The organism is Coprococcus intestinihominis, assembly GCF_040096555.1.
Lineage (GTDB): Bacteria > Bacillota > Clostridia > Lachnospirales > Lachnospiraceae > Coprococcus_A > Coprococcus_A intestinihominis.
Genome location: NZ_JBBMEK010000410.1, coordinates 1 through 1,731, shown reverse-complemented (window position 1 = coordinate 1,731; position 1,731 = coordinate 1). Strand labels below are relative to the sequence as shown.

The 1,731-nt window shown below is 28.7% G+C and carries 3 protein-coding genes; all 3 read left to right on the top strand.

The window, feature by feature from the left end; translation table 11 throughout:
- Window positions 1–699, top strand: a 699-nt coding sequence (locus WMO25_RS17735; RefSeq protein ID WP_349086531.1) for an ATP-binding cassette domain-containing protein, incomplete at its 5' end; no start/stop codon positions are given.
- Complete coding sequence (locus WMO25_RS17730) at window positions 696–1,469, top strand: hypothetical protein (protein ID WP_118340016.1); 774 nt, start codon at window positions 696–698, stop codon at window positions 1,467–1,469. The genes WMO25_RS17735 and WMO25_RS17730, both read left to right, overlap by 4 nt.
- Before the next feature lie 13 nt (window positions 1,470–1,482).
- Complete coding sequence (locus tag WMO25_RS17725; protein ID WP_349086528.1) at window positions 1,483–1,665, top strand: hypothetical protein; 183 nt, start codon at window positions 1,483–1,485, stop codon at window positions 1,663–1,665.
- Window positions 1,666–1,731: the final 66 nt, after the last annotated feature.

The following is a 1,731-nucleotide window of genomic DNA, read 5'->3' as shown; positions in this document are numbered from 1 at the left end:
TCTTTTAAAGGAATATCTAGTGAAAAGGAAAAAACATTAGATAAAATAGGAGTTTTAATCGAGCCTAGTTTTTTGGATTATTTGACAGCCGAAGAGAATTTACAGTATCTATCAATATTATCAGAAGACAAGAAAAATAGTACTTTAATAGAAAGTCTATTGCAGAAGACAGAACTTTCTGATAGCAAAAAAAAGAAAGTGAAAACATTCTCTTTTGGCATGAAACAGAGATTGGGATTGTGTCAAAGCCTGTTAACAGATGTGGAATTATTGATATTTGATGAACCATTTGTAGGATTAGATCCGGTTGGAAAGGAATTATTTAAAAAGGTAATTTTAGATAAGGCGCATCAAGAAAAAATCCCCGTTTTATTTTCGAGTCATGATTTAGATGATGTGGAAGAAGTATGTGACAGAGTTGTGATGGTTCGAAAAGGAAAAAAGGTTTTGGATCAGAAATTAGTGAGAGAAAAGACTTTTATTTTAAAAATTGATGGAAATATAAGCACAGAAGAGAAAAAAAAGTTGGAGTTACAAGATCCCACTATACTTTGTGAAAAAGATTGTATTTTTTTTAAAAATGAAAAAAATATTGTTGATATTCAAAGAATATTATTACAAGAGGGGCATTATATCGTGGGAATGTCAATTCAAAATAATAATTTGAAAAAATTATTTTTGGCGGAGGAAACGATATGATAAATAGAAAGCAGGTAGTTTACAAAACAGAATTATATAAATTGTATAAAAGAAAAGATACATGGATTTTTTTAACAGTGATTTTAGTTCCGATTTTATATAGTGTAGGAATTGCAAGTGGTTCAGAAATAGTTTCTTATAGCGGAAATGGAAATATTACAGCAATCAATTTTATATCGGCGATGTTTCAAATGGCTCAATCCATGTTTATTTTTAATATTATTTTAGTTGCCATTACAAGTAGAACATTAGGGACTGAAATTGAAGATAAAAGTTTACGGATTTATTTGAATAAAGTAGGTGATAGAAAAAAAATCTATATAGAAAAAGTAAAGGCATTAAGCGTGTATGCTGGTGTGATTAGTGTATTATTAGTAGTTGTAGGATTGTTTTGTTATTATTTTATAATGAATGATAAAACTCCAATTGTAAATGGAGCGTTGTATGATGAAAGAATTTCAATAGAAATTATACAGATTATTACCATATATCTTTTTTGGGTAATAACAATTTTTATCATTATGATGTTATCCATAAAGTATAGATTAGTAGTCTGCTTGGGGATTTATATGATAGGCTACATTGGGATGAATTTACTTTCTTATACGAAAGTGTTTAAATATTTTTCCCCATTGTATTATATCAATACTTTTACAATGATGGAAAAAGTAGTATGGACGCAGGTTTTAATAGGAGCAATTTATTTTTCTATTATAGCAGTTTTTACCACTTATTTTGGAATTAGAGAATTTAGAAACAAAGATATTTAATTTGGAGGAAGATATGGACTGGTTGGGTAATAATGTAAAGACATTCAAAGTCAAAGGAATAACTATTATAGCAAATCGAAATAATGGAATGGTAATTGGATTAGACAGGGAAGGGGAAGAAGTCGTAGATTTATTAAAGAGCAATCTTATAGAGATTTCTTCACTATCTGATAACCAGAAAGAACTTTGGTGCTAGAATATAAATAGTACAAGCCAAAATGAGAAATTCCAAATACACATAAGCATGATACAATAGAGGCAT

Bases quoted from the DNA above. Each gene is read 5' to 3' on its own strand.
- WMO25_RS17730 (WP_118340016.1), top strand. From the start codon at position 696: ATGATAAATAGAAAGCAGGTAGTTTACAAAACAGAATTATATAAATTG.
- WMO25_RS17725 (WP_349086528.1), top strand. From the start codon at position 1,483: ATGGACTGGTTGGGTAATAATGTAAAGACATTCAAAGTCAAAGGAATA.